General features: G+C 71.3%; 23 protein-coding genes and 2 riboswitches. Of the genes, 11 read left to right on the top strand and 12 right to left on the bottom strand.

The genetic code is table 11. The features are described 5' to 3' along the window. Positions 1-10 precede the first annotated feature (10 nt). Positions 11-164: riboswitch (cyclic di-AMP (ydaO/yuaA leader) on the bottom strand. Between the two features lie 326 nt (positions 165-490). The 3 genes from ACZ6NC_RS03615 to ACZ6NC_RS03605 all read right to left on the bottom strand — a co-directional run bounded on the left by ACZ6NC_RS03615 (position 491) and on the right by ACZ6NC_RS03605 (position 3,694). Continuing rightward, positions 491-1,534 carry a C40 family peptidase gene (locus ACZ6NC_RS03615; protein ID WP_465728561.1) on the bottom strand — a complete coding sequence of 348 codons (1,044 nt, stop codon included), beginning with the start codon at positions 1,532-1,534 and terminating at the stop codon, positions 491-493. A gap of 211 nt (positions 1,535-1,745) precedes the next feature. Next, positions 1,746-3,284 carry an NYN domain-containing protein gene (locus tag ACZ6NC_RS03610; RefSeq protein ID WP_465728559.1) on the bottom strand — a complete coding sequence of 513 codons (1,539 nt, stop codon included), beginning with the start codon at positions 3,282-3,284 and terminating at the stop codon, positions 1,746-1,748. 140 nt (positions 3,285-3,424) lie between these two features. Further along, on the bottom strand, positions 3,425-3,694 hold the full coding sequence (locus tag ACZ6NC_RS03605) for a hypothetical protein (protein WP_396319421.1): 270 nt from the start codon (positions 3,692-3,694) through the stop codon (positions 3,425-3,427). A 202-nt stretch (positions 3,695-3,896) separates the two neighbouring features. On the opposite strand from ACZ6NC_RS03605, the gene ACZ6NC_RS03600 reads away from it, so the two are divergent. Both ACZ6NC_RS03600 and ACZ6NC_RS03595 read left to right on the top strand, forming a co-directional pair. Beyond that, the gene (locus tag ACZ6NC_RS03600) at positions 3,897-4,679 is read left to right on the top strand and encodes a rhomboid family intramembrane serine protease (RefSeq protein WP_465728557.1); all 783 of its coding nucleotides are present in this window, start codon (positions 3,897-3,899) and stop codon (positions 4,677-4,679) included. Between the two features lie 41 nt (positions 4,680-4,720). Continuing rightward, on the top strand, positions 4,721-5,002 hold the full coding sequence (locus tag ACZ6NC_RS03595) for an Lrp/AsnC ligand binding domain-containing protein (protein ID WP_030060206.1): 282 nt from the start codon (positions 4,721-4,723) through the stop codon (positions 5,000-5,002). Between the two features lie 3 nt (positions 5,003-5,005). On the opposite strand, the gene ACZ6NC_RS03590 is transcribed toward ACZ6NC_RS03595, so the two are convergent. The 3 genes from ACZ6NC_RS03590 to ACZ6NC_RS03580 form a co-directional block, all read right to left on the bottom strand. Beyond that, the gene (locus ACZ6NC_RS03590; RefSeq protein ID WP_465728555.1) at positions 5,006-6,370 is read right to left on the bottom strand and encodes an aminotransferase class V-fold PLP-dependent enzyme; all 1,365 of its coding nucleotides are present in this window, start codon (positions 6,368-6,370) and stop codon (positions 5,006-5,008) included. 50 nt (positions 6,371-6,420) lie between these two features. Beyond that, positions 6,421-6,538: riboswitch (SAM riboswitch) on the bottom strand. Between the two features lie 112 nt (positions 6,539-6,650). Beyond that, entirely contained in the window at positions 6,651-7,727 is a 1,077-nt protein-coding gene (trpD, locus tag ACZ6NC_RS03585) for an anthranilate phosphoribosyltransferase (RefSeq protein ID WP_465728553.1), read from the bottom strand. Between the two features lie 125 nt (positions 7,728-7,852). Beyond that, positions 7,853-8,278: a hypothetical protein gene (locus ACZ6NC_RS03580; RefSeq protein WP_465728551.1), complete on the bottom strand. Its 426-nt coding sequence runs from the start codon at positions 8,276-8,278 to the stop codon at positions 7,853-7,855. A gap of 397 nt (positions 8,279-8,675) precedes the next feature. On the opposite strand from ACZ6NC_RS03580, the gene ctaE reads away from it, so the two are divergent. From ctaE to ACZ6NC_RS03555, 5 genes are all read left to right on the top strand, one after another. Then, positions 8,676-9,296, top strand: coding sequence for an aa3-type cytochrome oxidase subunit III (ctaE, locus tag ACZ6NC_RS03575; RefSeq protein WP_073923280.1), 621 nt, complete (start codon positions 8,676-8,678; stop codon positions 9,294-9,296). Positions 9,297-9,483: 187 nt separating this feature from the next. Continuing rightward, a complete protein-coding gene (qcrC, locus tag ACZ6NC_RS03570) occupies positions 9,484-10,293 on the top strand; it encodes a cytochrome bc1 complex diheme cytochrome c subunit (RefSeq protein WP_465728549.1) in 810 nt (269 codons plus the stop codon). Further along, the gene (gene qcrA / locus ACZ6NC_RS03565) at positions 10,290-11,360 is read left to right on the top strand and encodes a cytochrome bc1 complex Rieske iron-sulfur subunit (RefSeq protein WP_465728547.1); all 1,071 of its coding nucleotides are present in this window, start codon (positions 10,290-10,292) and stop codon (positions 11,358-11,360) included. The genes qcrC and qcrA overlap by 4 nt, the downstream gene beginning before the upstream one ends. Next, complete coding sequence (qcrB, locus tag ACZ6NC_RS03560; RefSeq protein ID WP_465728545.1) at positions 11,357-13,018, top strand: cytochrome bc1 complex cytochrome b subunit; 1,662 nt, start codon at positions 11,357-11,359, stop codon at positions 13,016-13,018. Before qcrA ends, qcrB begins: the two co-directional genes overlap by 4 nt. A gap of 113 nt (positions 13,019-13,131) precedes the next feature. Continuing rightward, complete coding sequence (locus tag ACZ6NC_RS03555; protein WP_465728543.1) at positions 13,132-13,515, top strand: GntR family transcriptional regulator; 384 nt, start codon at positions 13,132-13,134, stop codon at positions 13,513-13,515. A 21-nt stretch (positions 13,516-13,536) separates the two neighbouring features. Here ACZ6NC_RS03555 and ACZ6NC_RS03550 read toward each other — a convergent pair whose 3' ends face one another. The 4 genes from ACZ6NC_RS03550 to ctaC form a co-directional block, all read right to left on the bottom strand. Continuing rightward, on the bottom strand, positions 13,537-14,799 hold the full coding sequence (locus tag ACZ6NC_RS03550) for a L,D-transpeptidase (RefSeq protein WP_465728542.1): 1,263 nt from the start codon (positions 14,797-14,799) through the stop codon (positions 13,537-13,539). 170 nt (positions 14,800-14,969) lie between these two features. After that, entirely contained in the window at positions 14,970-15,386 is a 417-nt protein-coding gene (locus ACZ6NC_RS03545) for a cytochrome c oxidase subunit 4 (RefSeq protein WP_465728540.1), read from the bottom strand. Continuing rightward, positions 15,386-17,161 (bottom strand): aa3-type cytochrome oxidase subunit I, encoded by a 1,776-nt coding sequence (gene ctaD, locus ACZ6NC_RS03540; protein ID WP_465728538.1) that lies wholly within the window; start codon positions 17,159-17,161, stop codon positions 15,386-15,388. The genes ACZ6NC_RS03545 and ctaD overlap by 1 nt, the downstream gene beginning before the upstream one ends. Then, positions 17,158-18,012: an aa3-type cytochrome oxidase subunit II gene (ctaC, locus tag ACZ6NC_RS03535; RefSeq protein WP_396319433.1), complete on the bottom strand. Its 855-nt coding sequence runs from the start codon at positions 18,010-18,012 to the stop codon at positions 17,158-17,160. The genes ctaD and ctaC overlap by 4 nt, the downstream gene beginning before the upstream one ends. A 362-nt stretch (positions 18,013-18,374) precedes the next feature. Here ctaC and ACZ6NC_RS03530 point away from each other — a divergent pair, with 362 nt between their 5' ends. After that, the gene (locus ACZ6NC_RS03530) at positions 18,375-19,799 is read left to right on the top strand and encodes an aminotransferase class V-fold PLP-dependent enzyme (RefSeq protein WP_465728536.1); all 1,425 of its coding nucleotides are present in this window, start codon (positions 18,375-18,377) and stop codon (positions 19,797-19,799) included. Between the two features lie 9 nt (positions 19,800-19,808). Here ACZ6NC_RS03530 and ACZ6NC_RS03525 read toward each other — a convergent pair whose 3' ends face one another. Then, on the bottom strand, positions 19,809-20,786 hold the full coding sequence (locus tag ACZ6NC_RS03525) for a carbohydrate kinase family protein (protein WP_465728534.1): 978 nt from the start codon (positions 20,784-20,786) through the stop codon (positions 19,809-19,811). Positions 20,787-21,033: 247 nt separating this feature from the next. Between ACZ6NC_RS03525 and ACZ6NC_RS03520 the strand changes: the two genes are divergently transcribed. Together ACZ6NC_RS03520 and ACZ6NC_RS03515 are read left to right on the top strand one after the other, a co-directional pair. Further along, positions 21,034-21,252, top strand: a complete 219-nt coding sequence (locus tag ACZ6NC_RS03520; RefSeq protein ID WP_465728532.1) for a hypothetical protein — start codon at positions 21,034-21,036, stop codon at positions 21,250-21,252. 140 nt (positions 21,253-21,392) lie between these two features. Beyond that, positions 21,393-22,115 carry a hypothetical protein gene (locus tag ACZ6NC_RS03515; RefSeq protein WP_465728530.1) on the top strand — a complete coding sequence of 241 codons (723 nt, stop codon included), beginning with the start codon at positions 21,393-21,395 and terminating at the stop codon, positions 22,113-22,115. Between the two features lie 84 nt (positions 22,116-22,199). On the opposite strand, the gene erpA is transcribed toward ACZ6NC_RS03515, so the two are convergent. Next, the gene (gene erpA, locus ACZ6NC_RS03510; protein ID WP_209411899.1) at positions 22,200-22,553 is read right to left on the bottom strand and encodes an iron-sulfur cluster insertion protein ErpA; all 354 of its coding nucleotides are present in this window, start codon (positions 22,551-22,553) and stop codon (positions 22,200-22,202) included. Positions 22,554-22,795: 242 nt separating this feature from the next. On the opposite strand from erpA, the gene ACZ6NC_RS03505 reads away from it, so the two are divergent. After that, positions 22,796-23,420, top strand: a 625-nt coding sequence (locus tag ACZ6NC_RS03505; RefSeq protein WP_465728528.1) for a GNAT family N-acetyltransferase, incomplete at its 3' end; no start/stop codon positions are given.

The raw sequence follows: 23,420 nt of genomic DNA, 5'->3' as shown, positions 1-23,420 counted from the left end.
GAAGGCGGACTCCTTCTTCCAACGCCCGCCTACCGGGTGAGCTGACGGGTTCGGGCCGGAAGCGTGCCCTACGACGCCTCACCGGCCGTTCCAGCGGCCGACCTGGCGCCGATTCACCCCGAGGAACGTGGTTCCCCGGCTCCGCTCCACAGCGCCCCCGACTGCTGGGCTCCCCGTCGGACCGGTCCTGCGACCCGTCCCGCTGCTTCACGAACTCGGCGGTAAACCCCCGCCGCCACCCAGGCTGGGTGATCGACTGTGCGGTGGTTCGAGTCACGACCCTAGTAACAGAACCGTGATCCGTTCAAATCCTTGTCAGAAAAAAGACGGAAGAATACCCAAGTTCATTTGTGAATATGACCGGGTGTGACCAGCGCCGTACGCGGAGCTGATCATTTATCACCATGCGGTCGGGAACGCCGACGCCACCCCCGACCGGAGGTGGCGCGGATCACAGGGCCGTATCGCGGCCCGTGGGCGTGTCGGTCCGTCAGACCCGGCGGATGGTGTTGATCTTCATCGCGTCGGCCTTCATCACCTTCACCACGTCGCCGGTGTGCGGGGCGTGCACCACCATGCCGTTGCCGATGTACATCGCGACATGGCTGCGGTCGTCGCGGTAGATGATCAGGTCGCCCGGCTGGGCCTCGGCCAGCGAGGGCACCCGGGTGCCGACGTTGCCCTGCGCCTGCGAGGTGCGCGGCAGCGAGACGCCGGCCTTCCCGTACGCCCAGACCATCAGGCCGGAGCAGTCGAAGGTGCTCGGGCCGGTGGCGCCCCAGATGTACGGCGAGCCCTGCTTGCTCATCGCGTTGGAGACGGCCGCCCCGGCGTAGCCGCCGGCCTGCGGCAGGCTGCCGAGGTCTGCCCGGGCGCTGTCACGCGAGGCCCGGTCGTCCTGCTGCTGGGCGGCCTTCAGCGCGGCCCGCTCGGAGGCGCTGAGCGAGTTCATCAGGTCCTGGGCGGCCTTGAGCTTCTGGTTGACGTCGGCCTTGGACTGGTTCAGGTCCTTGGTCGTGGTGTCCAGCGAGGCGAGGATCGCGGCGGCCTCGGTCTTCTGCTGGTCCAGCCGGCGCTGCTGGTCCTGGAGGCCCTTGAGCGCCTCGGTCTGGCTGGAGCTGGCCTGCTGCACGCTGGAGGCCTTGTCCAGGTAGCCGGACGGGTCGGAGGAGAGCATCAGCTGCACGGACGGGTCGATGCCGCCGGTGCGGTACTGCTCGCCGGCCACCGCGGCCAGCCCGCCCTGAAGCTGGGTCATCTGGTCCTGACCGCGCGCCACCTGGTCCTGGAGCTGGTCGGCCTGCTTGCGGAGCTGGTCGGCCCGCTCCTTGGCGCCGTTGTACTTCTCGGTCGCCTGCTCCGCCTCTTCCTGGAGCTGGTCGATCTGCGCCTTCACGTCCTCCTTCTTGGGGGACGGGCTCGGCGCGGCATGGGCGGCGACCTGGGCGGAGAGGGCGACCGCGGTCGCCGCTGCAGCGGTGAGCACGGAGACCCGCGCGCGGCTCGGCTGCTTGGGACGGCGGTGCGAGGCCAAGGGACCGGCTCCTTCTTTTTACGGACTCACCCGATCGAGTGAGAATCCGGAAAATAGGTTTGACGCCAGACCCTAGTGAAGATCCAGGCTTTGCGCCACTCCCCCGTTGGCGTGAAGCCCGGCTCGTCACCATGACTTCACGAGATCCCCAAAGCACCGCAATCCGGACGCTGACCAGGCGTCACCCCCGTCCCGGCGGGGCCCGGACAGCCTACGGCCGGGCCAGCCGGTTCAGCAGCAGCACCGAGGCGACGGGGCGCGCGCCCGCCTTCCGCACGCCCTCCGCAACCTCCCGGTCGGTGGAGACCACCACCACCGGCCGGCCCTGCGGCTCGGCCCGCACCAGGCGTCTGATCAGCTCGTCCGCCGTCTCCCCGGTCCGACTGAACCGCACCCGGACCCCGCGCGGCGGCGCCATGATCACCGGCACGTCGAGGTCCTGCCCGTCGAACACACAGGTGACCTCCGCCTGGGTGCGCTGCGCCAGCATCGCCAGCCCGCCCAGCAGCCGGATCCGCTGCTGCTCCAGCGGCAGCGTCGGATAGCCGGTCTTGGTCACGTTGTAGCCGTCCACCACCAGATGGACCTGCGGGATCGCCAGCAGCTGGTCCAGCAGCGCCGGATCGTCCTCGGCCAGCCCGCGCCGGGCCACGTCGTGCGGCGAGGCCGAACCCGGCACCACCGCCTCCACCAGGTCGGCCGGCCGAATCTGGGAGACCGGCAGGGCCAGCTCCCGCTGGAGGCCCTGCGCCGACTGCAGCACGGTGTCCAGCAGCAACCGCAACCGCATGTCCTCGACGCTGCGCCCCTCGCGGGCCGACCGGCGGCCCTGCTCGGCGGCGGTCTCCAGCTCGGAGATCCGGTGCCGCAGCCGACGCGCCTCGCTCTCGGCCGCGCTGCGCTCGGCGCCCGACTGCGCCTTCAGCGCCTCCAGTTCGGCGGTGAGCCGGCGGGTCTCGGCCTGCGCCCGGCGGGTGTCGCTCTCCAGCGACCGCACCTTCCGGCGCAGCGAGTCGGCCTCCTTGCGGACGTCCTCGGACTCGGTCCGCTGCCGGTCCAGATCGGACCGGGCCGCGGAGCGCACCTCGGCCAGCTCCGCCTGCAGCTTCTCCACCAGCCGCGCCGCCTCGGCGGCCGCGCCCTCGGCGCCGGCCCGCTCCGCCTCCTCGCCGGCCTCGGAGACCAGCCGGCTCCAGCCCGCCGAACGCACCAGATAGGCGGCCGCCGCGACGTCCATCGGATCGGCGGCCCCGGGCACGCTGCCGGACTCCAGCGCCTTGACCAGATCGGGCTGGCCCAGCCGCAGCCGCTCCGCTATCCGTACCCGGAAGGCCGGCTCGGACTCCAGCGCGGCGGCCAGCGCGGTGGCCGCGTACTTGGCCCGCCGGGCCGGGGTGAACTTGGCGTACTGGCGCAGCGTCTGAGGCAGCTCGCCCGGCGGCAGCCCGCCGAGCGCGTCCGCGGCGAGGCCGACCACCCGGCGGCGTACGCCCTCGGGCAGCGGCCGGTCGAGCTTCTCGGGCGCCCGCTCGGCGGCGTTCTCGGCGGCCGTCCCCGCTGCCGTCCCGTCGGCGCGGTCTGCCGCCGGCTCGTCACCGCCGGACTCCTCGGTGCCGGCCGTCCCGTCCGGCACCGGGTCTCCTGCCGGGGCGGGCGCGGACGGGGCTGCCTCGGCCGCGTCCGGCGCCTGCGCGTCCACAGCGGGCTGCCGCCCCTGCGGCCCGGCGGGCTCGTTCGCTGCGTCCACCACGTCCTCGGCTCCGATCTCCTGGTCCAGCGGTACGGCCGACGGCGGCCGTCCTCGTCGTCACGCTCCGTGCGTTCTGTCTGTATTGTCCCGTGCCGTGGGCGGCCGTGCCCCGCACCGCCGCCCACCGCACGGGCCGGGCATCAACCCTGCTCGGCGGCCTCGGCAGCCTCGGCGTCCTCGGCCCCGGGGCGGGCCACCAGCTCGACCTGGTCCACCGCGTTGCACCAGCGGCAGCGCACCGACTCGATGGTCTCGCTGAGCACCTCGGTCTCCTCCACCTTGGACTCGCCGGCCAGGTCGAAGTGGAGGAACTCGGTCACCCGGGCAGAACGGGTCACGTCGAAGCGGGTCAGGTTGCCGCACAGGGTGCAGCGCCAACGCGTCTCGGCGGTCAGGGCGGGGACGGTCATCGGGGGTCCTCTCGGGTGGTCCCTGGGTGGGCTCAGGCGCTCCCCCCGGAGCCCCGGCATCGGCGGCGGGAGGCGGGAATGCCCGCCCCAAGCCTATTGCCTGAGGCAACCGTCCCGACCACCGGTCACAGCGATCGGACGCCCTAGCCCACCTGCCGTAAGCCCGGTGCCGCCCGCGCCGGGCGGAGGGATGCTTGGCCGCATGGCGATCCCGGTCCTCGACCACACCGGTGCGCGCGGCGACCGCCCGGCCGCGCCCGTCCCGGCCGTCAGCTACGCGCTGATCGCGCTCAACACGCTGGTCTTCCTGCTCGGCCCGGCCGCCGGGCTCAACCCGCTGTACGGGCGCGACCAGGACCGGGTCTGCGCGGAGCAGCGGTACGAGCAACGCTGGGGCGCCGTCCCGGCCGAACTGCTGGCCGGCCACCCGCTGACCGCCGAACAGCTCGCCGAGGCCCCCGACCCGGTGCCCGGCTGCCCGGCCCGGCCGACCCCCGGCAAGCACCCGGCGCTCTCGGTGCTCAGCGCGCTCTTCCTGCACGCCGGCTGGCTGCACCTGCTGGGCAACCTGCTCTTCCTCCATGTCTTCGGCCCCACCGTCGAGGAACGGCTCGGCCGGGCCCGCTTCGCCCTCTTCTATCTGGCCGCCGGCTCGCTCGCCACCTACGGCTTCGCGCTGGCCGAGGCGCACTCGCCGGACTCGACCCGGGTGCTGATCGGCGCCTCGGGGGCGATCTCGGCCGTCCTCGGCGCCTACCTGCGGCTGCACCCGCGCTCCCGCGTCACCACGCTGGTACCGCTGCTGCTCTTCCTGCCGCTGCGGTTCCCGGCCTGGCTGGTGCTCGGGCTCTGGTTCGCCCTGCAGTGGTGGTCGGTGCACTCGGCCGGGCCCGGGGTGGCCTACCTCGTGCACGTGATCGGCTTCTCGGCCGGCTTCCTGTACGCCTGCACGCTGGCCACCCGCCCCTCGCGACGGTCCGGCTGACGCCCGATACGCTGGCCGCACCTCACAAAGGAGCCCGAACAGTGATCACCGCCATCGTCCTGATCAAGACCAGCGTCGACCGCATCCCGGAGATCGCCGAGGCGATCGCGGCCATCGAGGGCGTCAGTGAGGTCTACTCGGTCACCGGCGGCTACGACCTGGTGGCGATGGTGCGGGTGCGCCGGCACGACGACCTGGCCGACGTGATCCCCGGCCGGCTGAACAAGGTCCCGGGCGTGGCCCACACCGAGACCCAGATCGCCTTCCGCACCTACTCCCAGCACGACCTGGAGGCCGCCTTCGCCCTCGGCCTCGACGAGTAGGGTTCAGCCCTCCCGCCGCGTGTCGACGACGCAGCGGCCGCCCTCGTTGCGGTAGTTCCAGGCCGCGCCGTCCGTGACCAGCTCGCGGACGGCGGTCAGGAAGCGCTCGATGTGCTCGTCCGGGGTACCGGCGCCGAAGCTGACCCGGATCGCGTTCAGGCTCCGCTCGCCCGGCAGCGACGGCTCCGGCGCGCCGCACTCGGACGGTGCCACCTCCTCGTCGCCGAGCAGCGTGCGCACCAGCGGGTGCGCGCAGAACAGGCCGTCGCGCACCCCGATGCCGTACTCGGCGGAGAGCGCGGCCGAGAAGTGCGAGCTGTTCCAGCCCTGGACGACGAAGGAGAGCACGCCCACCCGGGCCGAGTCGGCACCGAACAGGTTGAGCACCTTGACCTGCGGGACCTCCGCCAGGCCGGCCTGCAGTCGGGCGATCAGCTGCTGCTCGCGGGCCTCCAGCGCGTCGAAGCCGGCCTCGGTGAGCGCCCGGCAGGCCGAGGCGATGGCGTAGGCGCCGATCACGTTCGGCGAGCCGGCCTCGTGCCGGGCCGGGCCGGTGTGCCACTGGACGGCCACCGAACCGTCGGCCTCCCGGGCCACCGTACGGGTGGCGCCGCCGCCGGCCAGGTAGGGCTCGGCCGCGTCCAGCCAGTCGGCGCGGCCGGCCAGCACTCCGGCGCCGAACGGCGCGTAGATCTTGTGGCCGGAGAAGGCGATCCAGTCCACGTCCAGCTCGCGCACCGAGACCCGGTGGTGCGGGGCGAGCTGTGCGGCGTCCAGCACCACCCGGGCGCCGTACCGGTGCGCGGTCCCGGTCAGCTCGGCGACCGGCCAGAGCTCGCCGGTGACGTTGGAGGCGCCGGTGACGCAGAGCAGCTTGGGGCCCTCGGGGGCCTCGGCCAGCGCGGCGTCCAGGGCGGCGACCGCCTCGGCCCGCGAGCGCGGCGCGCGCAGGTAGGTGACGTCCAGTCCGGCGTGGGCCCAGGGCAGCAGCGAGGCGTGGTGCTCGGTCTCGAACGCGAAGACCCGGGTGCCGGCCGGGACGGCGCCGGCCAGCAGGTTCAGCGAGTCGGTGGTGGCCCGGGTGAAGACCACCTGGTCGCCCTCGCGCAGGCCGAGGAAGTCGGCGACGGTACGGCGGCTCTGCTCGAACAGGTCGGTGGAGAGCTGCGACAGGTAGCCGGCGCCGCGGTGCACGCTGCCGTAGTAGGGGGCGTAGGCGGCGACGTCGTCCCAGACCCGCTGGAGCGCCGGGGAGCTGGCGGCGTAGTCGAGCGCCGCGTACCCGACCTTCTCGCCGCTGGCCAGCGGGACCTGGACGTCGTGGCCCAGGACGGCGAGGGGGGCGCAGAGTTCGGTGGCAACGGACATGAGGATGCACTCCTTCGGGGGTCAGGACCCCGGGAGTACGTGTCAGCCGGCGTCCGCGCTTGTCACGCGGACGGATTGCCGCGGGACCCGGTCCTCACCCAGGGCACCCCGCCACGGACGGAGGGTTGCCGGACAGCAAGCTGGGGCTCTGCGCTGTCACTCATGACCTGCCGAAGACTCTAGGTCGCGTCCGCCGGGTGGTCAAACACAGGTCCGCCATCCGGACAGCACAAGGGGCCCGCACGGGGGTCACTCCCCCGTACGGGCCCCAACCACCGCCTCACGCCTTGCTGGTGGCCTCCGACCAGCGGTTCAGCAGGTCCAGTGCGGCGCCCGAGTCGATGGCGGCCGCGGCCCGCTCCATGCCCGCGGCCAGCTGCTCGGTGAGCGGCGCGTCGGTGAGGTCCAGCGCCACCAGCGCCGCCGCCGTGTTCAGCAGGACGGCGTCCCGGACCGGCCCGCGCTCCCCGGCCAGCAGCCGACGGGCGACGTCCGCGTTGTACGCCGGGTCCGCGCCGCGCAGCGCCTCGATGCCGACCAGCTCGATGCCGACCTCGCGCGGGTCGAAGGTGGTCTCGCCGACCTCGCCGCCGCGCACGATCCAGACCCGCGAGGTGGTGGTGATGGTCAGCTCGTCCAGGCCGTCGTCGCCGCGGAAGACCAGCGCGCTGGAGCCGCGCCGGGCCAGCACCCCGGCGATCAGCCCGGCCAGCCTGGTGTCGAAGCAGCCGATCGCGTGGGCCGTCACCTTGGCCGGGTTGGTCAGCGGGCCCAGGATGTTGAACGCCGTCGGCACCCCGAGGTCGCGCCGGGCCGTGGCGGCGTGCCGCATCGACGGGTGGAACATGGCGGCGGAGCAGAAGGTGAGCCCGATCTCCTCGGCCACCTCGGCGACCCGCCGGGCGGAGAGGTCGAGGGCGATGCCCAGCTTCTCCAGCACGTCCGAGGAGCCGCTCGCCGAGGAGGCGGCCCGGTTGCCGTGCTTGACCACCTTGGCGCCGGCCGCCGCCGCCACGATCGCCGACATGGTCGAGATGTTGACGGTCCTGGCGCGGTCGCCGCCGGTGCCGACGACGTCCACCGCCGGGCCGGGGATGGAGAGCGGCTCGGCGTGCGCGTACATCGAGTCCACCAGGCCGGCGATCTCCCCGACCGTCTCGCCCTTGGCCCGCAGCGCCACCATGAAGCCCGCCACCTGGGCCGGGGAGGCCTCGCCGCTCATGATCCGGTCCATCGCCCACGCGGTGTCCGCCTGGCCCAGGTCCTCGCCCCGCAACAGCGCCGACAGGATGTCCGGCCAGGTGCGGACCACCTGCACGGGGTCCTTGCCGCCGTTCGCAGGGTTCACGTTCACCATGGCTGACTCCAGCTCTCGTCGGTTCCCGGAAAGGGATCTCCGTAGGGTTGGAGTCAGCCTATCGAGCGGCGGGACGCCACCGTCCCGCCGCGACCCTTCTTCTCTCCTGCTGAGATGCGCCTCCTCTAACGGGTGGCCGGCGTCCGCTTCGCCAGCCGGGCCCGGAGCAGGGTGGCGGCGGCCTCGGCCAGCGCCACCGGGTCCACCGGCTGGGAGATCGCCGCGTCGGCCCGGCTCCAGGCGGCCAGCCAGGAGTCCTGCGGCCGGCCGATCAGCACCAGCACGGGCGGGCAGCCGTAGATCTCGTCCTTCAGCTGCCGTCCGAGCCCCAGCCCGCCGGCCGGTACCGCCTCGCCGTCGAGCACGCAGAGGTCCACGCCCCCCTTCTCCAGTGCCTTCAGCACCGCGGGGGTCGTCGCGCACTCCAGGTAGGACAGCTCCGGCAGGTCCGCTGCCGGCCGGCGGCCGAGCGCCGTCCGCACCTGCTCGCGGGTGTTGCGGTCGTGGCTGTAGACGAGAACGGTCAGCGTCTCGTCGGTCGTGTACGCCATGGGCCCTGCTCCCTCAAAGTGTGATCCGGACCACGTTCGCCTCAACCCGGATGCTACTCCCGATCACCGGCCGCCGAGCCGCTCCCGCGAGATCCATCTCAAGCCGCCGCGCCCACGACTCACCCGCCCGGAGGACGGCGCGTCACCCTCGACGGTGCAGTCCACCCGTACGGCCGACAGAACGGCCACTCCCCTTACTCCCCGCGGGCCGCGCGGGCGTGCAGCGACACGCTGGGCAAGGGGGTCGAAGGGGCCTTCGAAGAACCGTCAGAAAAGGGACACGCCGCTGCTCAGCCCCCGTCCGGACGCTCCGTCGGGTCCCACTGGGGCATACCGCACGCACCGGACACTCCGAGGGACACCCCCCGGCGTGAAGACGGAATAAGGGACCGACATAATGTCCGTCGTGGCGACAGCAACAGCAGTAGAAACCGGGCACGCGCACGGATCGGTCAACCGGCCGAACATGGTCAGCGTCGGAACGATCGTCTGGCTCAGTTCCGAGTTGATGTTCTTCGCGGCCCTCTTCGCGATGTACTTCACGCTCCGCTCCGTCAAGGGAGCCGAGTTCTGGAGCGAGAAGGCGCACGCCCTCAACGTGCCCTTCTCCTCGGTCAACACCACGATCCTCGTGCTCTCCTCGCTCACCTGCCAGCTCGGCGTGTTCGCTGCCGAGCGCGGGGACGTGAAGAAGCTCCGGTCGTGGTTCGTCATCACCTTCGTGATGGGCGCGATCTTCATCGGCGGCCAGATCTTCGAGTACACCGAGCTGGTCAAGAAGGACGGCCTCTCGCTGTCCTCCGACCCGTACGGCACGGTGTTCTACCTCACCACCGGCTTCCACGGTATGCACGTGACGGGTGGTCTGATCGCCTTCCTGCTGGTCCTGGGACGGACGTACGCAGCCAAGCGCTTCACGCACGAGCAGGCCACCGCCGCGATCGTGGTGTCGTACTACTGGCACTTCGTCGACGTCGTGTGGATCGGCCTGTTCGCGACCATCTACCTGATCAAGTAACCAGCTGATCAGGTCGCTGGCCACCGGCCTCGGGCCCCCGCCCTCACCGGCGACGGGCCTCTTTGCCGGTGCCGACGCTCCCACCGACCGACCGCGCGCGCAGCCCTAGACAGGCAGCCTCGTGCCGGCCAGACCGGCCGCCGGGTGCAACCACCAGTCGACCAGATCCTGACACCGGGGTTATTCCGTGAAAAAGCTCTCCGCACGACGGCGCCACCCATTGGCGGCGCTGGTCGTCCTACTTCTCGCCCTGGCGGCAACCGGGGGGCTGTACGCCGCGTTCGCGCCCGCCGACAAGGCGCAGGCCGACGTCGCCGCGCAGTCGCTCGCGATCGATGAGGGCAAGAAGCTCTTCGCCGTGGGCTGCTCCTCCTGCCACGGCCTGAACGGCCAGGGCAGCAGCGACGGTCCCAGCCTGGTCGGCGTCGGCTCCGCCGCGGTCGACTTCCAGGTCGGCACCGGCCGCATGCCGGCCCAGCAGCCCGGCGCCCAGGTGCCGCGCAAGAAGAACATCTACTCGCAGGCGGAGATCGACCAGCTCGCCGCGTTCGTGGCCTCGCTCGGCCCCGGCCCGGTGATCCCGAGGGAGGAGCAGTTCACCTCGACCAACCCCGAGGACATCTCCAAGGGCGGCGAGCTGTTCCGCACCAACTGCGCCCAGTGCCACAACTTCGCCGGCCAGGGCGGTGCCCTGACCAAGGGCAAGTACGCCCCGTCGCTGGAGGGTGTGGACGCCAAGCACATCTACGAGGCCATGCAGACCGGCCCGCAGAACATGCCGTCGTTCCCGGACACCACCATGCCCGAGGAGCAGAAGAAGCAGATCGTGGCCTTCGTCCGCCACACCACCAACGATGAGCCGAACCCCGGTGGTCTCACGCTCGGCAGCCTCGGTCCGGTGACCGAGGGTCTGTTCGGCTGGATCTTCGGTCTCGGCGTACTCATCGCGGTCGCGATCTGGGTCGCCGCCCACACCACCAAGGCCAAGAAGTCATGAGCCAGGACATGCCAGAAGAGAAGCTCCCGGAGTCACACGGCTCCGCCGGGCACCACGAGGTGGCCGCCCACGGCGATCCGTTCGCCGACCCGGGCCTGCCGGCCCACGAACCGCGTCGCACCGACATCGACGAGCGGGCCGCCAAGCGCGCGGAGCGCCAGGTCTCGCTGATGTTCGTGGTCTCGATGCTCGCCACCGTGGGGTTCATCGCCTCCTACGTGGCCATCGACCCGGACAAGATCATCTACGTCTTCCCGCTGGGCCACATCAGCGCGCTGAACTTCGCGCTGGGCCTGACCCTGGGCGTGGCGCTGTTCATGATCGGCGCGGGCGCGGTCCACTGGGCCCGCACGCTGATGTCGGACCACGAGATCCCGGCCGAGCGCCACCCGATCGAGGCCGACGACGAGGTCCGCAACGACGTCATCGAGCAGTTCAGGACCGGCGCCGCCGAGTCCGGCTTCGGCCGCCGCAAGATGATCCGCAACACCCTCATCGGCTCGATGGCCCTGGTGCCGCTCTCCGGTGTGGTGCTGCTGCGCGACCTGGGCCCGCTGCCCGAGGACAAGCTGGAGCACACCGGCTGGGACTTGGCCACCCCGGCCAAGCCGCTGGCGCTCATCAACATGAACACCAACCTGCCGATGAAGGCCGAGGACGTCATCCAGGGGTCGCTGACCTTCGCGATGCCGCAGGGTCTGCACACCCACGACGAGGACTTCCAGCAGCGCATCGCCAAGGACGCCCTGATGCTGGTGCGCATCGCGCCGGAGGACATCAAGGACGACGCGTCCCGGGAGATGGGCTTCGAGGGCATCCTCGCCTACTCGAAGATCTGCACCCACGTCGGCTGCCCGATCAGCCTCTACGAGCAGCAGACCCACCACGCGCTCTGCCCCTGCCACCAGTCGACCTTCGACCTGGCGGACGGCGCGCGCGTCATCTTCGGCCCGGCCGGCCACCCGCTGCCGCAGCTGAAGATCACCACTGACGAGAAGGGCTTCCTGGTCGCCACCGGCGACTTCGACGAGCCCGTCGGCCCGAGCTACTGGGAGCGTGCTCGATGAGTAGCGCGAGCAGCACCACCTCCGGTGCCTCCAAGCCGGCCAGCACGCGCGCCAAGCCCGCCAACAAGTGGGAGCAGGCCGCTGACTGGACGGACGGCCGGCTGGGGATCTACTCCCTCGCCAAGGCCAACCTGCGGAAGATCTTCCCGGACCACTGGTCCTTCATGCTGGGCGAGATCTGCCTCTACACCTTCATCATCATCATCCTGACGGGCGTCTACCTGACGCTCTTCTTCAAGCCCTCGATGGGCGAGGTCATCTACGACGGGTCGTACGTCCCGCTCAAGGGCATCCCGATGTCCGAGGCGTACGCGTCGACGATGGACATCAGCTTCGAGGTCCGCGGCGGTCTGCTGGTCCGTCAGATCCACCACTGGGCCGCGCTGGTCTTCGTGGCCGCGATGCTCGTGCACATGCTGCGCGTCTTCTTCACCGGCGCGTTCCGCAAGCCGCGTGAGATCAACTGGGTCTTCGGCTTCCTGCTGCTGGTCCTGGGCATGTTCGACGGCTTCTTCGGCTACTCGCTGCCCGACGACCTGCTCTCCGGTACCGGTATCCGGTTCATGGAGGGCGCCGTCCTGGCGACCCCGCTGATCGGCACCTACATCCAGATGTTCCTGTTCGGGGGCGAGTTCCCCGGCCACGACATCGTGCCGCGGTTCTTCACCATCCACGTCCTGCTGATCCCGGGCATCATGCTCGGCCTGCTGGTCGCGCACCTGATCCTGGTCTTCTACCACAAGCACACCCAGTGGGCGGGCCCGGGCAAGACCGAGAAGAACGTCGTCGGCATGCCGCTGATGCCGGTCTACATGGCCAAGGCCGGTGGCTTCTTCTTCCTGGTCTTCGGTCTGATCGCGGTCATCTCCGCGGTCGCCTCGATCAACCCGATCTGGGCGTACGGCCCGTACCGCCCCGACCAGGTGTCCACCGACGCCCAGCCGGACTGGTACATGGGCTTCTCCGAGGGCCTGATCCGCATCATGCCGGGCTGGGAGATCGGCCTCTGGGGCCACACCCTGAACCTGGGTGTCTTCATCCCGCTGATGGTGGTCTTCCCGCTGGTCCTGGTCTCCATCGCCGCCTACCCGTTCATCGAGGGCTGGGTCACCGGCGACAAGCGCGAGCACCACATCCTGGACCGCCCGCGCAACGCCCCGGTCCGCACCGGGCTGGGTGCCGCCTGGATCAGCCTGTACCTGGTGCTGCTGATCGCCGGTGGCAACGACCTCTTCGCCACCCACCTGCACCTGTCGCTCAACGACGTCACGTACTTCGTCCGGGTCGGCTTCTTCGTGGTGCCGGTGCTCACCTTCATCATCACCAAGCGCTGGTGCCTCGGCCTCCAGCGCCGGGACAAGGAGAAGGTGCTGCACGGCCGCGAGACGGGCGTCATCAAGCGCCTGCCGCACGGCGAGTTCGTCGAGGTGCACGCGCAGCTGCCGCAGGGCGAACTGCACAAACTCACCTCGCACGAGCAGCAGCAGCCGTTCGAGCTGCCGGCCGAGACGGACGAGAACGGCGTGGCCCTCAAGGCCGGCATTCTCACCCGTACCCGGGCGAAGATCTCCCGCGGCTACTTCGGCGAGGGAAGCCAGATCCCCAAGCCCACCGCCGAGGAGCACCACGAGATCACCAGCGGCCACGGCCACCACTGATCCCGTACGCACCCCGCGTCACCCCCGAGGGCCGCTGACCAGAGTTCGTTCTGGTCGGCGGCCCTCGGGCTTTCCGCCGTTCGTCCCGCCCTCGCCCACCGTCAGGAGCCCTCGTGGAGCTGTCCGTCGACCCCGCCTCCGCCACTCCCCCGTACGAGCAGATCCGCGCCCAGATCGCCGAGCGGGCCCGCAGCGGCGAGCTGCCGACCGGGCTGCGGCTGCCCACCGTCCGGGCCCTGGCCGAGCAGCTCGGGCTGGCCGCGGGGACGGTCGCCAAGGCCTACCGGGAGCTGGAGACCGACGGGGTCGTGGAGACCCACGGCCGCCGCGGCACCCTGATCGCCGCGACCGGCGGCACCGGCCACCGGCTGGCCGCCGCGGCCGCCGCCGAGTACGCCGAGCGGGCCCGGCGCCTCGGGGTGCCGCTGGCGGACGCCCTGGCGGCCGTGGAGACCGCGCTGCGGCTGGCGTACGAGGTGCCGGGCCGGGAGGGCTGATCTCCCCGGGGAGGGGCCCCGTCAGACCTCCGGGCGGATGATCCCGGTGGCGGGGGCCCGGGAGGCCGGCGGGGTGGTGCTGACGGGCTGTCCGAGGGCGCTGTGCTTGGCCCAGTCGGCCCAGGCGATGTTCCAGTCCCCGAAGCCGTTGCCGAACGGCTCCATGCCGGGGCCGTGGCTGTTCACGACCGTCACCAGGTCGCCGACCCGGGTGTTGTCGTAGAACCACTTGGCGTTCTCGGTGCTCATGCCGGTACAGCCGTGGCTGACGTTGGCCACGCCCTGCGCGCCCACCGACCAGGGCGCGGCGTGCACGTACTCGCCGCTCCAGGTCACCCGGGTGGCCCACTCGACATTGAGGTCGTAGGACTCCGAACTGCCGGCGGCTATGCCGATCGTCTCGCCGCTCATCCGCACCTGGCGCTCCTGGCCGAGCACCACCTTGATGCCGTTGCGGGTGTCGAAGCCGGGCTTGCCGGTGGTCACCGGGATCGTCCGGACGACCTCGCCGCTGCGCTTCAGGGTGAGCTCGTGGGCGGCGGCGTCCACCACCGACTCCACCCGTTCGCCGATCCGCAGGGCCAGAGCGGCACGGTCGCCGCCGTAGAGGCCGTCCGAGATCCGGCTGCCGGTGCCGTCGAAGACCAGGCTGACGGTCGTCCCGGCCGGCCAGTACTCCTCCGGGCGGAAGTGCAGGTTCTTGTCGTCCACCCAGTACCAGCCGCCGGTGACGGCAGGCTGCGAGGTGACCGTCAGGGCCCGCTCGACCTCCTGGCGGGCCTGCGGGTCCTTCACCGCCTCGGAGAGCTGCACGGTGAGCGGCTGGCCGACGCCGTACAGGCCGCTGCCGGAGGAGTCCGGGCCGAGCTTGGCGGTGAGCAGGCGCTGCCCGGCGAGGGTGGAGAAGCCCGCGGTGGTCTCGCCGCGGCCGCCGTTGCCGTCGTCGGCGGCGATCCTGACGGTGTAGGCGGTGGCCGCCTTGAGCCGCCCGGTGGTCTGCCAGCTGCGCTGGTCCTCCGAGAGCTTCCCGGCCACCACCCGGCCGTCCGGGCCGAGCACGGTGACGTCGGTGAGCCGGCTGCCGGGGACGGCGGTCACCGTGACGGGCTGGGACGGGTCCACCGTGCCCTCGGCCGAGACGTGTACGAGCGGGGCCGCGTCGACCTTGTGGACGGCGCCGGCGGTGTCGCCGTCCCCGCCGGACGTGCAGGCCGCCAGCGGGACCAGTACTGCGAAGGCCAGCGAGATGCTGCCTATACCTGCGATTCCGCGCCTGTCGGCCATGACCGCCTCCGAGGGTTCGCACGATTGATCAGATCGTAGGAACGGTGTGCGGAAGAGCGACATCCGGGGGACCCGCCGTTGACCCACCGGAGTGAGGGCCTCACTCCGGGGACGCAACAGGGCCGGGCATCCCGTGCGGGATGCCCGGCCCTGTGCGAGAGGGGGAGGACCTACTGGTTCTGGTTCTCGCCCCGGTAGAACTCGAAGACCCAGCCGAAGAGGCCGATCAGGATGACCGGGATCGACCAGTACAGCAGCCACCAGCCGAAGATCACGCCCATGAAGGCGAGCGCACCGCCGATCGCGAGCGAGAGCGGCTGCCAGCTGTGCGGGGCGAAGAAGCCCAGCTCGCCGGAGTCGTCCGCGACCTCGGCCTCGGGGTTGTCACCGGCGCCGCTGTCCACCCGGCGGGCGGTGAAGGCGAGGTAGTACCCGATGAAGGCGCAGAGCGCGAAGGCGAGGAACAGCGCGGTGGTACCGGCAGCCTCGATACCGAGATCGGAGTTGTTGGTCCACAGGCCGTACGTGATCGCCATCGCGAGGATGAAGACCGCGAAGCCGAGGAAGATCTTGCCCTGTTCCTTCATCAGGCGTCGCCCTCCTTCTTGCCCTTGCCCAGCTGCGGGGCGTCGTACTTGGCCGGGGTCACGCCGGCGAGGTGCTTGGCCGGCTCACCGTGGTTCTCCAGGTAGTCCAGCGCGGCGATCTCCGGGTAGTGGAGGTCGAAGGCCGGGGATTCGGAGCGGATCCGGGGCAGCGTGAGGAAGTTGTGCCGCGGCGGCGGGCAGGAGGTCGCCCACTCCAGCGAGCGGCCGTAGCCCCACGGGTCGTCGACCTCGATCTTCTCGCCGTACTTGGCGGTCTTCCAGACGTTGTAGAGGAACGGCAGGATCGACAGACCGAGCAGGAACGAGCCGATGGTCGAGACGGTGTTCAGGGTGGTGAAACCGTCGGACGCGAGGTAGTCGGCGTAGCGGCGGGGCATGCCCTCCGCGCCGAGCCAGTGCTGCACCAGGAAGGTGGTGTGGAAGCCGATGAACAGCGTCCAGAAGGTGATCCTGCCGAGGCGCTCGTCCAGCATCTTGCCGGTCATCTTCGGCCACCAGAAGTGGAAGCCGGCGAACATCGCGAAGACGACGGTGCCGAAGACCACGTAGTGGAAGTGGGCGACGACGAAGTACGAGTCCGAGACGTGGAAGTCGATCGGCGGGGAGGCGAGCAGAACACCCGTCAGACCACCGAAGAGGAAGGTGACCAGGAAGCCGACCGTCCAGAGCATCGGGGTCTCGAAGCTCAGCGAGCCCTTCCACATGGTGCCGACCCAGTTGAAGAACTTCACACCGGTCGGGACCGCGATCAGGAAGGTCATGAAGGAGAAGAACGGCAGCAGCACCTGTCCGGTGACGTACATGTGGTGGGCCCACACCGTCACGGACAGACCGGCGATCGCGATGGTGGCCGCGATCAGGCCGGAGTAGCCGAACATCGGCTTGCGGCTGAAGACCGGGATGATCTCCGACACGATGCCGAAGAACGGCAGCGCGATGATGTACACCTCGGGGTGGCCGAAGAACCAGAACAGGTGCTGCCAGAGCAGCGCCCCTCCGTTCGCCGGGTCGAAGACATGTGCCCCGAATTTACGGTCCGCCTCCAGGGCGAACAGCGCGGCGGCCAGCACCGGGAAGGCCAGCAGGACCAGCACGGCGGTCAGCAGGACGTTCCAGACGAAGATCGACATCCGGAACATCGTCATGCCGGGCGCGCGCATGCAGATGATCGTGGTGATGAAGTTGACCGCACCGAGGATCGTGCCAAAGCCGGAGAAGGCCAGACCCATGATCCACATGTCGGCGCCGACACCCGGCGAGCGGACGGCGTCCGACAGCGGGGAGTAGGCGAACCAGCCGAAGTCGGCCGCACCCTGCGGGGTGACGAAGCCGGCCACCGCGATGGTCGAACCGAAGAGGTACAGCCAGAACGCGAACATGTTCAGACGCGGGAAGGCCACGTCCGGGGCGCCGATCTGGAGCGGCATGATCCAGTTCGCGAAGCCGGCGAAGAGCGGCGTCGCGAACATCAGCAGCATGATCGTGCCGTGCATCGTGAACGCCTGGTTGAACTGCTCGTTCGACAGGATCTGGGTCCCGGGACGAGCCAGCTCGGCGCGCATGACCAGGGCGAGGATGCCACCGATCAGGAAGAAGGCGAACGACGTGCCCAGGTAGAGCGTGCCGATCGTCTTGTGGTCAGTGGTGGTCAGCCACTTGATGATGGTCGAACCCGGCTTGCGGGTCCGCTGCGCCCCGACCGTGACGGCCCCGGCGCCCCCGCCGGCCGCGGCGGGCTCGTTGAGGATGGTCACTTCTCTTCACTTCCCATGGTCGTGATGCCGGAGGGCAACGCGCCGGTCTGGCCCTTGGCCCGCAGGTCCGCCAGGTGCTTGTCGTAGTCGGCGCGGTCGACGACCTTGACCTTGAACAGCATGCGCGAGTGGTCCACGCCGCAGAGCTCGGCACACTTGCCGTCGTACTCGCCCTTGACGTTCGGGGTGACCTCGAACTTGTTCACCACACCCGGCACGACGTCCATCTTCATCAGGAAGTTGATGGGCCAGAAGTCGTGGATGACATCACGCGAGGTCAGCCGGAACTCGACGGACTCGTTGACCGGGAGCCACAGCGTCGGCATCTCCGCAGGAGTGCCCACGTCGTACGCGGCGTCCTTGTTGGCCGGGTCCGGATTCTCGGTGTTCTCGTAGTTGAACGCCCAGCTCCACTGGAAGCCGACCACGTTGACCGTGTGCTGCGGCTTCTCGGAGACGGAGATCAGCTTCGACTCGTCGCGGGCGACGAAGTAGAAGAGAACCGAGACGATAATGATGGGGACCGCGGTGTAGAGCGCCTCGATGGGCACGTTGTACCGGGTCTGCGGGGGGATCTGCACACCGGTGCGGCTGCGCCGGTGGAAGATCACGCTCCAGAGGATCAGACCCCACATCAGTGCGCCCACTGCCAGAGCCGCAATCCAGGAGCCCTGCCACATGTGGAGGACCAGGGGTCCTTCCTCGGTGACGGGGCTCGGGAGGCCAAGCCTGGGGAGGTCGTTGGCCGAGCAGCCGGTAGCGGTCGCGATGACGAGGCCCAGTGCCAGCGCCTGAGGCAGCTTCCGCCGCATCGTGCGCCGCGGCGAGCGGTCGGAGCCGTTGGGACTCACGTAGCGCCTTCCCGAAGTCTCGCCCGCCTTCGCGTCGCCCCGCGGAGGATTGTGAGCCTCCCCGGCGACCCGTCCACGGGCACGGTTTGAATGCTTATGCGGGCCAAACCCTACTCCAGCCTTATGCGCTGCTGACGGGCAGGTCCCGGTAACGCGCCGCCCGGTCGCCCGATCAGGCCCCGCAAGGGCTGCGCCGCAGGTCATCGTAGGCATTCGAGGTCCGTACGCCCGATCGGGGGATGACCTCGGGCAACGTGGGTGACGGTCCGTCGGATGTGGACGAATCGGACATTCGGGTTGATCGACTGACGGGCGGTGAGCGGAGGAAGGAGGCTGGAACACACCCGGGAGTGCCGTTAAATGTGACCGTGTACTTCGATGTGGCCTCCACCGCACCGCTCCACCCCGTCGCGCGGCAGGCGCTGACCGCCGCGCTGGACGAGGGTTGGGCCGACCCCGCCCGGCTCTACCGCTCCGGCCGGCAGGCCCGGATGCTGCTGGACGCCGCCCGCGAGACGGTGGCCGGGGTGCTCGGCGCCCGGCCGGACGAGATCGCGTTCACCGCGAGCGGGACGCAGGCGGTGCAGCTGGGCGTGCTCGGCGCGCTGGCCGGGAACCGGCGGCGGGGCGGGCACCTGGTGCACTCGGCCGTCGAGCACTCCAGCGTGCTGCACACCGCGGAGCGCTGGAAGTCCCCCCGGCCGGAGGCTGGGGGCGAGGCGGCCGGCGGCAGCGTCTCGGTCGTCCCGGTGGACCGGTACGGGCGGGTCGTCCCCGGGGAGTTCGCGGCGGCGCTGCGTCCCGACACCGCGCTCGCCGTCCTGCAGTCGGCCAACCACGAGGTGGGCACGGTGCAGCCGGTGGCCGAGGTGGCCGGGCTCTGCGGCGATGTACCGCTGCTGGTGGACGCCGCGCAGAGCGCCGGACGGGTGGACGTCCCGGCGGGTTGGTCGCTGCTGACGGCCAGTGCGCACAAGTGGGGCGGGCCGGCCGGCGTCGGGGTGCTGGCGGTACGCAAGGGCGTCCGGTACGCCTCGCCGCTGCCGGCCGACGAGCGCGAGAACGGCCGGGTGCCGGGGTACGTCAACGTGCCGGCGATCGTGGCCGCGGCCGCCTCGCTGAGGGCGGTCCGGGCCGAGGCCGACCGGGAGAACGCCCGGCTGCACGCCCTCGTCGAGCGGATCCGGGCCCGGGTGCCGCAGCTGGTACCCGAGGTGGAGGTGGTCGGCGACCCGGTACGGCGACTGCCGCACCTCGTCACCTTCTCCTGCCTGTACGTGGACGGCGAGGTGCTGCTGACCGAGCTGGACAAGGCGGGCTTCGCGGTCTCCTCCGGCTCGTCCTGCACCTCGTCCACCCTGACGCCGAGCCATGTGCTGGCGGCGATGGGCGTACTCACCGAGGGGAACGTCCGGGTCTCGCTGCCGTTCGGGGCGGCCGAGGAGGACGTCGAGCGGTTCCTCGCCGTCCTGCCGGACGTGGTGGCCCGGGTCCGCGCCCCGCTCGGGCTGGACCTGCCGGCCCCGGCGGCGGCCGCGCCCGCCGCGCAGACGCTCGTCGTCGACGCGCTCGGCAAGCGGTGCCCGCTGCCCGTCATCGAACTGGCCAGACGGATCGGCGAGGTGGCGCCGGGCGGGACGGTCGCCGTGCTGGCGGACGACGAGGCGGCCCGGCTGGACATCCCGGCCTGGTGCGAGATGCGGGAGCAGGAGTACATGGGCGAGGCCCCGGCCGCCGAGTACGGCGGCGACCGGGGCTCGGCCTATCTGGTACGGCGAACGACCTGAGCCGGCAGGCTACTTGACCAGGTGCGCGCGGATCTCGGCGGCGGCCTCGGCGCCGTAGGCACCCTCGAAGCGCTGCAGGAAGGCGCCCGGGCGCAGCTCGTACTCCTGGGTGCCGACGGTCTCGATCACCAGGGTGGCGAGCATGCAGCCGAGCTGGGCCGAGCGCTCCAGGTCGAGCTCCCAGGAGAGACCGGCCAGGAAGCCGGCCCGGAAGGCGTCGCCGACGCCGGTCGGGTCGGTCTTGGTCTCCTCGGGGGCGCAGCCGACGACCACCGGGGGCTCGCCCTTGCGGTCGATCCGCACGCCCTTGTTGCCGAGCGTGGTGACCCGGGTGCCGACCCGGGTGAGGATCTCGTCGGCGTCCCAGCCGGTCTTGGTCTCGATCAGCGCGGCCTCGTACTCGTTAGTGAAGAGGTACTCGGCGCCGTCGACGATCTCCCGGATGTCCTCCCCGTCCAGGCGGGCCAGCTGCTGGGACGGGTCGGCCGCGAAGGCGTAGCCGCGGGTGCGGCACTCCTGGGTGTGGCGGACCATGGCCTGCGGGTCGTCGGCACCGATCAGCACGAGGTCCAGGCCGCCGACGCGGTCGGCGATCGGCTTCAGCTCGATGTTGCGGGCCTCGACCATCGCCCCGGTGTAGAACGAGGCGATCTGGTTGTGGTCCTCGTCCGTGGTGCACATGAAACGGGCGGTGTGCCGGGTCTCGGAGATGTGGACGGACTGGCAGTCCACGTTGTTGCGCTCCAGCCAGCTGCGGTACTCGGCGAAGTCCGCGCCGGCGGCGCCGACCAGGATCGGACGCAGGCCGAGCACACCCATGCCGAAGGCGATGTTCGGTGCGACACCGCCCCGACGGATGTCGAGGGTGTCGACCAGGAAGGACAGCGACACGGTGTGCAGCTGCTCGGCGACGAGCTGGTCGGCGAACCGGCCGGGGAACGTCATCAGGTGGTCGGTAGCGATCGAGCCGGCGACGGCGATACGCACGGAAGGTCTCCTCAGGATGGCGGCATGGCCACGGAAAGCGCGGGGTGAACCCACTCACGGTACCCGGCGGGGGGCGGGCGGCGGCAAGATGCGGGAATTGGCACCGGCCACCGTCGAACGTGTACTACCCCCGGGTAGCTCTGGTGGGGGCCGGACGGTCGGCCTAGGGTCGCTGCCAGGGGCCGGGTCCGGCCCTGACCGAGCCGTGGCAGTGCGGCCGCGGCACCGTGGATCGGAGCGATCGCCGATGATGCCCAGCTACCACCCGCTGCGTGTTCCGCCGGCCCTGCGGGGTGACGCGGACGCCGAGACCCTGGACGCGCTGGTGGACTCCTCCCGGCAGCTGCGGCGGTTCTGGCCGCTGCTGGCGACGGGCCCCGAGCCGGTCACCCCCGCCCGGGCCGGCTTCCGGGTCTCCTCCGGGGCGCAGCGGCTGGTCGCGGGAATGGCCGAATACGGCATGTGAGCCGTCCCGGGAGGCGGCCGCGCGGACGGCCCGGCGGACGGCCTCGCGGACGGACGGGAACCGGATTGGTCCGGGGCACGTCACATCCGCGCGGTGCGGCCGAGGAGGCGGTGCCGCTGAGCCCTCGGGAGGATGGACAGATGGATCTGTTGGATCTGGAGCCGATGCCCCGGCGCACCGGTGGTGTGCCTGCCCGCCGGTCGCGCGGGCGGCGGACGGTGGCGCTGGCGGGTCTGGTGCTGGCGGCGGCCGTCACGGTCGCCGGGTGCGACGGGAGCGGCAAGTCGGCCTCGGACGCGGCCACCGCCACGGCGCAGCCGGCGGCGGCCGGTGCGACGGCCTCCCCCGGTGGCCCGTCCTCCCCGGCGGCGCCGCCGGCCACCGCCACCACGCCGGTGACGCCCCCGCCGGCCGATCCGTCGGCGGGCACCCCCGACCCCCGTCCCTCATCGACGGCGCAGCCGCCGGCGCCGGCGGCCAGCCCCCCGGGCAACGGCATCGCGGTCGGTGAGCCGGCCCCGAACGGGCAGGGGACCGGGGCGGCGGTCCACCCCGCGATCACCTACCGGGTGGACGGCAGCAAGCTGACGGTCTGGTTCTACGGCGGGGTCTGCGAGCGGTACGCGCTGAAGGCGGACGAGTCCAAGCCGGGCCGGGTGGACGTCAAGGTCACGCTGGCGGCGCCGATTCCGGCCGGGCAGGTCTGCGCCGAGCTGGCCAAGCGGCAGACGGTGTCGGCCGAGCTGAAGCAGCCGCTGGCGGGGCGGACGGTGACGGACGTCTCGACCGGGCAGGAGGTACCGCTGGAAGCCGACCCGCACGTCGGGCCGGACCCCGCGACCCCGGACGTCTCCGGGAAGTAGGCGGCAGGCAGGCAGCGCGGACGGTACGCGGAAACGGCGAAGGCGGCCCCGGGAGGATCCGGGGCCGCCTTCGCCGTCTGCCGACTAGCTGAACGAGTCGCCGCAGGCGCAGGAGCCGGTGGCGTTCGGGTTGTCGATCGTGAAGCCCTGCTTCTCGATGGTGTCCACGAAGTCGACGGTGGCGCCGCCGAGGTACGGGGCGCTCATCCGGTCGGTGACGACCTTCACACCGTCGAAGTCCTTGATCACGTCGCCGTCGAGCGAGCGCTCGTCGAAGAACAGCTGGTAACGCAGGCCCGAGCAGCCACCGGGCTGGACGGCGACGCGCAGAGCGAGGTCTTCGCGGCCCTCCTGCTCCAGCAGGCCCTTGACCTTGGCCGCGGCGGCATCGGTAAGGAGGATGCCACTCTCGACGGTGGTCTCGTCCTGGACGGTCATCTGCTTTCTCCCGGTCTTGACGACGGTCTGCCGCCAGTGCCAACCCACGGCCGGCCGGATTCATTTCCCGGACGGCGGTGTATTTCGGTGGTCTTCTGCGGCGGAATTTTCGTGGGCCGGGTGTACACCCGCTCCCCTACGCTCCCCATGCTCGCACAACCGACGGGGGTCGGGCACCGCGCCGGCCCTCCGATCCGGACGAACCGGCCCCGCCCGGGCGCCCCGGCGGCCAGGATGGAGGCATGATCCTGCGACAGGTCCAGGACACCGCCGCCGACGCGGAGGCCGTCCAGCACATCGCCCGCGCCTCCTTCGCCTCGCTCCCCGGCACCCCCGCCGACGCCCCGCCGGTCCACTCGCTGGCCCGGACGAGACACCTGGTGCGCACCGACCCGCAGGGCTGCTGGCTGGCGGAGAACGGCGGCCGGCCGGTCGGGTCGGTGCTGTCGCTGCGCCGCGAGGGCCTCTGGATCCTCGCGCTCTTCGCGGTGGTGCCCGAGGCGCAGGGCAAGGGCGTCGGGCGGCTGCTGCTGGAGCGGGCCGCCGCGTACGGGCGGGGCTGTCTGCGCGGGATGCTCTGCGCCTCGCCCTCCCCGGCCGCGGCCAGGCGCTACCGGCTGGCCGGGTTCACGCTGTACCCGGCCATGCGGCTGACCGGGCGGGTGGACCGGTCCGGGCTGCTCGACCCCGGGGACATCCCGGTGCACCCCGGCAACGCCACCCACCGGCATCTGCTGGACTCGGTGGACCGGCGGCGGGGGGGGGGGGGGGGGGGGGGGGGGGAAGAGGGGGGGGGGGGGGGGGGGGGGGTGGGGGCAGCGTTCGGAGGCGATCGGCTCGGTGCTGCGCAGCGTCGGGTCGTTCACC

Source organism: Kitasatospora sp. NPDC041988 (assembly GCF_055588525.1).
The sequence above is the reverse complement of the archived record's forward strand: the minus strand, read 5'-3'. Positions and strand labels throughout refer to the sequence as shown.